This window comes from Streptomyces sp. NPDC007856, assembly GCF_042868225.1.
Classification (GTDB): domain Bacteria; phylum Actinomycetota; class Actinomycetes; order Streptomycetales; family Streptomycetaceae; genus Streptomyces.
Genome location: NZ_JBIAEC010000069.1, coordinates 1 through 7,491, shown reverse-complemented (window position 1 = coordinate 7,491; position 7,491 = coordinate 1). Strand labels below are relative to the sequence as shown.

Annotated in this window: 7 protein-coding genes; 5 read left to right on the top strand and 2 right to left on the bottom strand. The window is 62.8% G+C overall.

What is annotated here, in order from left to right; all coding sequences use genetic code 11:
- Positions 1–588: 588 nt before the first annotated feature.
- Both ACFYOH_RS44170 and ACFYOH_RS44165 read left to right on the top strand, forming a co-directional pair.
- Positions 589–1,026: a hypothetical protein gene (locus ACFYOH_RS44170; RefSeq protein WP_388637866.1), complete on the top strand. Its 438-nt coding sequence runs from the start codon at positions 589–591 to the stop codon at positions 1,024–1,026.
- 366 nt (positions 1,027–1,392) lie between these two features.
- Complete coding sequence (locus ACFYOH_RS44165; RefSeq protein WP_388637863.1) at positions 1,393–1,932, top strand: hypothetical protein; 540 nt, start codon at positions 1,393–1,395, stop codon at positions 1,930–1,932.
- Positions 1,933–2,225: 293 nt separating this feature from the next.
- Here the strand turns inward: ACFYOH_RS44165 and ACFYOH_RS44160 are convergent, their stop codons facing one another.
- Entirely contained in the window at positions 2,226–2,960 is a 735-nt protein-coding gene (locus tag ACFYOH_RS44160) for a hypothetical protein (protein WP_388637860.1), read from the bottom strand.
- Positions 2,961–3,237: 277 nt separating this feature from the next.
- Complete coding sequence (locus ACFYOH_RS44155) at positions 3,238–3,426, bottom strand: hypothetical protein (RefSeq protein WP_079077019.1); 189 nt, start codon at positions 3,424–3,426, stop codon at positions 3,238–3,240.
- Positions 3,427–3,569: 143 nt separating this feature from the next.
- Here ACFYOH_RS44155 and ACFYOH_RS44150 point away from each other — a divergent pair, with 143 nt between their 5' ends.
- The 3 genes from ACFYOH_RS44150 (at position 3,570) to ACFYOH_RS44140 (ending at position 7,304) form a co-directional block, all read left to right on the top strand.
- Positions 3,570–4,190, top strand: a complete 621-nt coding sequence (locus ACFYOH_RS44150; RefSeq protein WP_388637857.1) for a hypothetical protein — start codon at positions 3,570–3,572, stop codon at positions 4,188–4,190.
- Positions 4,191–4,239: 49 nt separating this feature from the next.
- On the top strand, positions 4,240–4,884 hold the full coding sequence (locus ACFYOH_RS44145) for a hypothetical protein (protein WP_388637854.1): 645 nt from the start codon (positions 4,240–4,242) through the stop codon (positions 4,882–4,884).
- A gap of 845 nt (positions 4,885–5,729) precedes the next feature.
- Positions 5,730–7,304, top strand: a complete 1,575-nt coding sequence (locus ACFYOH_RS44140; protein ID WP_388637851.1) for a DUF4365 domain-containing protein — start codon at positions 5,730–5,732, stop codon at positions 7,302–7,304.
- Positions 7,305–7,491 lie beyond the last annotated feature (187 nt).

Sequence of the window (7,491 nt, the reverse complement as noted above, 5' to 3'; positions counted from 1 at the left end):
CCGCTATGAACGCAAGGCCGTCCACTTCCTGGCCTTCACCAGCATCGCCTGCACCCTCATTTGCTACCGCAGACTCACCAAATGAGATGACCTCTTAGGAGTTCGACCTTCCCTCGGCCTGGTCGGGGCTCGCCTCGTGAACCGGTGCCATAGGTGGCTGTTGTGTGCCAGCGCCGTCCGGGGTCGTTGATGTCGGGAATAGAAGTCATCCCAGCGCCAGGGAGTCAGCTCTCCGGGTCCAGGCTTCGCAGTCAGGGCCGCGACGGTTGCCGCCCAGCTCCCGCACAACCTCCGTCGCCGGCACTTCAGGGGCCTGCGGGCCATGCGCACTGTTCCATGGTTCGCGGCATGCCACGTTGGAGAGAGCCCTTACCGAGAAGGTCCGCTGTGTGTGGGGGGAACATGTCTGGTCCTAGGTTTTCGATCATGGTGCATACCGCTATACAATCGGGTGACCTGCGGCTGTCACTCCCTACGACTGTCGTTAGTAGTCGTCAACGGTCGCCACTGAGCGGCCTCGGACGGCCCAGGGACGGCCCAGCCGCCCCAGGGCCTGTCGAGATCGGGCCGTGCCGCATCATGTGCGTCATGTCCCTGACCTTTGGCCCTGACCGGCAGACCCGCGAGTTTCAGTGCGACTGCTGCAACGCTCCCATCGAGCGTGCCTGGAACTTCATCTACGCGGACGGCGCTCCCCACGCGGTGTACTTCGCCAACTGCTACCACCACCGAGACCGGGATCACGATGCGTGGATAGACGTGATCTTCGGGACGTGGGGCGTCGGGCCCGACCAGTGGAACGACCACATCTCGTTCGCCTGCCGAGTGGGCCCCGTCGTCGGCCAGCGTGAGCCCGCATCCACCCTGGTCACAGCAGGTCTCGCGCATCCCGACGGGCCTCTCTTCGGTCGCAAGCTCGACCGTGAAGCCGCCTTGCAGCATCCGCGCCTGTCGGAGTTCTGGCAGGTCTCGGACTTCATCCTGGAGAACGACCCGCTGGTACGGGGTCACATCTACGGGCGCTGAACGACCGACCGACCACGACGGCCCCTCCTGGCAGCGAGCCGCCGCCACTACAGCGTGCGGCCGGCGCTCCGTTCACCGGTCGGCTGCTTGCCACTGCGCCGAGCTTTGCCGCGAGACCAGGCGATTAGAAGATGCGGGCATGCCCTACAGGCCCGGCCCGGCGGCTCCCCGTCAGCTCCGAGACGAGCTACCGGCGGCCGTCGCCGTCCGCGGGCGTTGCCGTCATCGTTGCCGTCATTGCCCTGCGCCTAGGAGCTGGGCCCGACAGTCTTGGTGATGTTCTGGCACGCGCTCTGTTGACGCCGCGCTCCATACGGCGTTGGATCTTCCCTGCCCGTGCGGGTGTACGGGTAGAGAGCTGGGACGATGACCGAGGACGCCAGACCCGCGCTGATAAGGGTGGTGTACTTCCAGCAGACGTGCGCATTGATGATGGGCGGCGGCGCGGTACTGTCCGAAGGGTTGCTCCTGGTCTTCATCGGTACGGCTCACCGGCTGGAGACCCTCCTGGTGGGAGCAGTTGCGGTGGCTCTTGTGTCCCTGGTGCTACTGCCGCTGCGCTTCCGTCTCCGCGCCCGGCTTCGCCGCACGTACGAGCATGCCGTGCGGATCGACAGCGCCGAAGAACAACCGCACACCGGCCAGAACGCGGTGCAGCGGCTGTCGCTACGGCGCACGGCCGGAATCGTGGGTGGAGCGGTCTGTTGGATGATGCTCATCGGCCTGGCATCGCATCAGCTGATGCCGCCGCTCATGCTGGTTCCGGTGGCCGTGGCCCAGTGGGCGCAGTCCCGGGCGACCGCGAAATGGGAGCGGGTGAACGGGGCAGACCTGTGGCAGACCGTGCCTGGGCTGCTGGGTGCCCGAGGCCCGGTGTTTCGTGTGCCGGCAGAGCGCGGTATTTGAAGCCACGGCCTTAGGGGCCGCCACTCCCGGCACCGCTTTAGGAGAGAGGGTGGGGAGCAGCGCCGCTGAGCTGGAGCTTCGCTATCTGGTGACCTACCTGGCAGTTGGACTGCGGAGCACCGCCATTGACCGTGACTGACCGCTGCATCTGGCACGGTTGTGGCATGCGATCTCTTCGCCCCACATGGGCCGTGATGATTCCCCTCCTTCGCTCCTGTGCGGCGCCAGTTCCGAAGAACCTGAGCCTCGGAGGGCCAGAGCTGACGGGTGAAGAGGCGAACAGACGTGGACATCTATGAAGCCCGGCTCTCCCCCTGTTGTGCCGGGACTCCGCCGTTGATGTGAGGAAGGGAGGATGAAGCGGCCGACTTCAGCACGCCATCCAGCTCGGGAAGCTTCGCAGCGGAGAATTTGAGGATCAACGCAGCCTGGAGGTGGGCCTTCAGCCCACTGTCCGTGACTTCTCTCAGCAGGCGGATTGCCTCGCCTGCGTCTCGCTCCACCTTCATATCTTGGCGCAGCGACTGGGTCTGCGACTCCATGTGCTTGAGTGCCAAGTCGGCACGACGGTGGAAGAGGCTACCGATGGCTGCGGTGAGGAGACCGGCCACGCTCGCCACCACGGAGGCGTACTGCGCGCCAGAGGTGTTCGCATTGAAGATGGCCAGGGCAACACCGGCTATGAGGACCAGCCCACCCAGCACGGAACACGACAGACTCACACTGAAGCTGCGGCGGGCCTGCGTCAGGCCATAGGCGTAGTACTCGATGAGCAAAGCCGCGAACTTCTGGTCAGCGGTGGGAGTATCAGCGGTCGTTCCGGCAGCGTTCTCATCGGCGTGCCCTAGGGATGCCAAGTCCGCGAGGGTGGGCTCGCCCAACACCTCAGTCCGTAGACGATTCCGCTCCGCCGTGACGGCTCGGTTGAAGAACCTGTCGTGTAGCCGGCTGTACACCTCTGTCACGGCTCCACCAGCCCCGGCAGCGGCGATAGCTCCGACGGCAGTCGCGATTGCCTCTGGATCCACGACACCACCTTCTCAGAAGGACCAGTGATCCCCACGGTCGGTTACGGAACCGCAACCATCAGTGCCTGACCGAGCACGGAAGTCGAGGGTGCGACTCAAGGGACGCTCTCAGCTTGGGAAGCTGCGAGCATTTGGAGGCGCTTGCAGCGCTGACCTGGGCGGACGACTGACCTGTGGCCTCGTCGGCGGGTGTAGCTTTCACCGTGATTCCCCGCTGTTCCCCGCCCGTTCTGGTGCGGTTGTGGTGCCCGCCTCGTCATCCATGCTCCGGGGCCACCTACCGCTTCTGCGCCCTGTAGCGCTTCATCAGCGCAGTAATCCGTGCGTGGTCCGCCTGGCCGTTGAGCTCGGCCACGAGATCGTCAGGACACAACTCGTAGAGATCGCCCCACCATCGACGTCCACGGTTGTCCCAGATCCGGTAACCACCCGGTACGCCCCGGGCGACGTATCGTCTCCTGCTCACGGTCCCCCGTTCCCGGCACAACCCTGTGCCGTCCGTCAGCGAGTCACCCGTGACGCGTGACCATAACTCACTAGATCGCAGGGCTAGTTTGGCTGTACGCTCCTCTGTTCATCTCCTGGCGGCGCTAGGGCGGGGAAGCAGTTATGGCAGACACTGACAAGATGGTGGCTCAGCTCGATGAGCTGATTGCACTGTACGGAGGAACTCCAGCTGATAACCGCACGCTAGTAGTGAATCGGCTTGAGGCTGCTATCGACCGCATTGCCGAGCCCGGCAGTACTTATATTCGCCAACTGGATCTTCTGCGTCGTGCGTCGACAACGGTTAAGGGGTACAGAGTCTGGAAAATCGCTGAAGCGCTTCGAGATGACCTCAAGGCAGGGTGGGCCGAGACAGTTATCGAGATGGCGCACGCTGACACCCACAGTGACTACTTGGACATGGCGGACACCTTGCTTCAGTCGGGGTACAAGGATGCAGCAGCAGTCATCGCAGGGACGGCTCTTGAGGTTCATGCTCGAATGCTGTGCGCCAAGCGTGGAGTGAACACCATGCTGCCGAGTGGCGCTCCGATGAAAGCCGACGCCATGAATATTGAACTCAAAAGGGAAGGTGTGTACAACGAGGCACAAAGGAAGCAGGTGTCAGCATGGATGGGGCTTCGTAACAGCGCCGCACACGGTGATTATGGAGACTACGACAAGCAGCAAGTGAGGTTGCTCATCGACGGCGTGCGCGACTTCATGCTCAAGTATCCGGCATGACCGGTAACGCGGCACTGGCAGCAGAAAGAGCGACAGAAGGAGGGCGACAGTGGCAATCGAAGACATGGTGAAGCAGCTTGATGAGTTGATCGAAAAAGCAGAGATGATCGCAGAGATGAATTTCTACGTTGGGACGAAAGACGAGGCCTACGCCGAGGTACTAGCCAACCGCCTTGAATCTGCCGTGACGCGCCTGACGATGAAGGATTCTGTATATACACAACAGGTTCAGCGCCGTAAGGGGTTCCACACCGAACCGCGACTGCGTCATAACTTGCAGGTCGCAATCACTTTGCGAGACGACCTCAAGGCCGGTTGGACGGAAACCGTCGTTGAGCTAGTGCACGCCGACACCTACAGCGACTACTTGGAGATGGCAGGCGGTCTTCTTGCTAAGGGATACAAGGATGCTGCCGCAGTCATCATCGGGACGTCGCTGGAGGTTCACGTGCGGGCCCTGTGTGTGAAGAACGGCGTGACCACCGCAGTCGCAGGCAGGCCGAAGAAGGCGGACACCATGAACGCTGACCTCAAGAGGGCGGGCGTCTACGACGGCTTGCAGCAGAAGCAGGTCACCGCCTGGATGGACCTGCGGAACAAGGCGGCACATGGGAACTACGGCGACTACGACGACGCTCAGGTGCGGTTGTTCATCGATGGCGTGCAGGCCTTCATGATGAAGTACCCGGCGTAGGCGAACCCCATTGGAATCATCGATCTAGTGAATGATCCCTGGCATGGGATACGAGCTTCACGTCACGCGGGCATCAAACTGGATGCACAGCTATGAGTACCCGATCGCGTTCGCCGAGTGGATCGCGTTCGCTCGCGGCTGTCCAGAGCTTCGCGAGGACGGGTACCTGGACCTGGCCGACGTCGGCTGGCAGCCGGCAGCCGGGGTTGACGTGGACCAGTCCGGGAGGTGGCGCCGTCGGGCTTCATTGGGACGAGGGACCGGTGACACTATCCGGCGCTCATGCACCTGATGTTGGCAGGGCTGCCTTGGCCGACCTCGCAGCAGAACTGGCGGCGAACCTTGTCGGTGACGACGGCGAGCACTACTCGGGGACGCGCGGCGGGCCAGCGGCGTAGAGCCCTGAGCTTGGGAAGCTGATGTGATCTAGGGCTGGCTACGGGGCTGAGCTGGGCCGGAAGAGGCCGACGTCCGTTGGGCGGGTGAGTTGATTCCCCCGTTCCCCGTGGTTACCCGCACGATCTGGCACGCGTCTGGCACGAGTTCTTCGTCCCGAACTATCGGCTGCGGGGCCATTGAGGACCGCTGGGCTGGTCACTCGGCCGTTGACGTTCCTTGATGGTCGGCCGCGGTCGCGGTGGTTGCTGCACTTCGCTGCTGTACCGCAGCCAGTGCAGCTTCCGAGATGGGCCCGGTGATCAAAGCATGCTTATGGAGTGCCCCGGTGCCCTCCGGCGGTGAGGCTGGGCTGAGTTCCTCCGCGATGCTAGACGATCGGGCATGACAGTCGGTCTCTGCAGCTACCCTGCATTGGGTAGCGGGACGTGTCGGGGGAGGTGCCCTTCGTGGCGACCATCAGCGCGAGCCGGAAGATCGAGCGTGCCGGAGTCAACGCCCTGCGGACGCTGCTTGAGGAACATGACCATCTCGTCCAGGAGATCGACGGGGGCGCTGATCACGGCGAAGACCTATACGTCGGGTTCGCCAGTGAGGGCCGGCGTACCGGGCACGTCATCGCTATCCAGGTGAAGAGCGGCCAGAAGTACAAGCGAGCCCACGGGTACGCCATCCCTGTCGCCGACCATCGGGATGACTGGAAGGAGAGCCGTCTCCCTGTGGTGGGCGTGGTCTATGACCGCGACGAAAAGCGACTCTTCTGGGTCAACCTCACGAAAGAATTGCGGCGTGGTAGCGAAGCGACGTGGATTCAGGTTCCGCGGGCCAATGAGTTGAGCGATGGGTCTCTCCCCGGATTTATTTCTGAGCTTCAGGGGTTCATCGATGCGCAGGGTATGTGGCTCGGCAGCGAAGATGAGACGGAAGGCCAACCACCCGACGCAGTCGGTGAGTCCTCCAAGGGAAATCTGAAACTCACCACACCGCGAACCCTTTCGGAGGCTACGTCACCCGGTCCGGAGCCGAAGCAGAGGAGCACCGTCACTGCCGAGCCAAACCGGACAGGTCCGACATCCGGTCACGACGCGGCAGTCGCTGCGTTGAAGGTCGATCGCCATCGTGCACGAGAGCGCGGCTACCAGGACGGAGTGCGCCTAGCTCCTCACGTTGGCTGGTCTGCTCTCGATGAGCTTGCCAACCGAGATTTCGACTTCGGAAGCTGGTTGGAAGGCTGGCGCAATGGGTGGCTAGACATACAGATGGGACGAGCCCCCTCGGGTACCACGAGGCCAACATGGCTTCCGCTGCTCGCCGATCACCTCGGAGCCCTGGTGGACCCGATCGGCTACGAGCGGTGGTCCTTTACTCCGAGCAGGGCCTACATCGACGGTTTCGTCGCCGGGCTTCGCACGGTGTGGCAGGACGCAGGTGCAACCATTTCGGGCGGTATATCGCCCAAGCAGCAATCTGCCAGCCCACAGTCTGCACCTACCTCCGGTGCCAGCACCGCACGGAACCATGGAGAGCAGCAGACCAGCAACGCTGATGCCGCACCTGCAGCACCAGCAGGAAGCCAGCGGCCCTCACGCGCAGTTCCTGGAGAGGCTGTCACACCGCCGATTGTGTGCAGCGATCAGAAGAGATTAACCACCGTTAAAGGCGTCCTCGGGAGCATCAACTTCGATGGCGAAACCGTCACCATCCGCAAGGAGGGCTACGGCCCACGCATGAAAGGCATTCGGTCGCTCACCGTCCGAGAGATTGACCACGTCATCGTCAAGGCAGCTACGGCGATGTTTCACGGCTACATTCAATTTGTCGTACGAGACCGCCCCCCTGCGCCTGACCAACGCCTAAGCATGGCCAGCGGACGACCACACCGGGAAGACCCAGACTCAATGTCATACACGCGCCGCGCCAACCGTGAAATCGAACACCTTAAGAAGGAGATTGAGCGCGCAATCGCCTCGGCGAGGGATGGCGTCCCGCCAAGTGGTTCAGCAGCGCCACGGCTTAGCCCATAGTCGTGAGGTGGCCATCGTGATGGAGATCCCTGGGGACTCCCAGGTCATCATCGCCCTGGACGTGTAACACGCACGTCGTGCGCAAGCCATGAGGGGGAGTGTCTAATCAACGGCGGATCTGATGATCAAGGAGACGCGTCTGATGACGGAGACCGCCGTGGAGAACGAGCAGGCTGAGCAGGTGGTT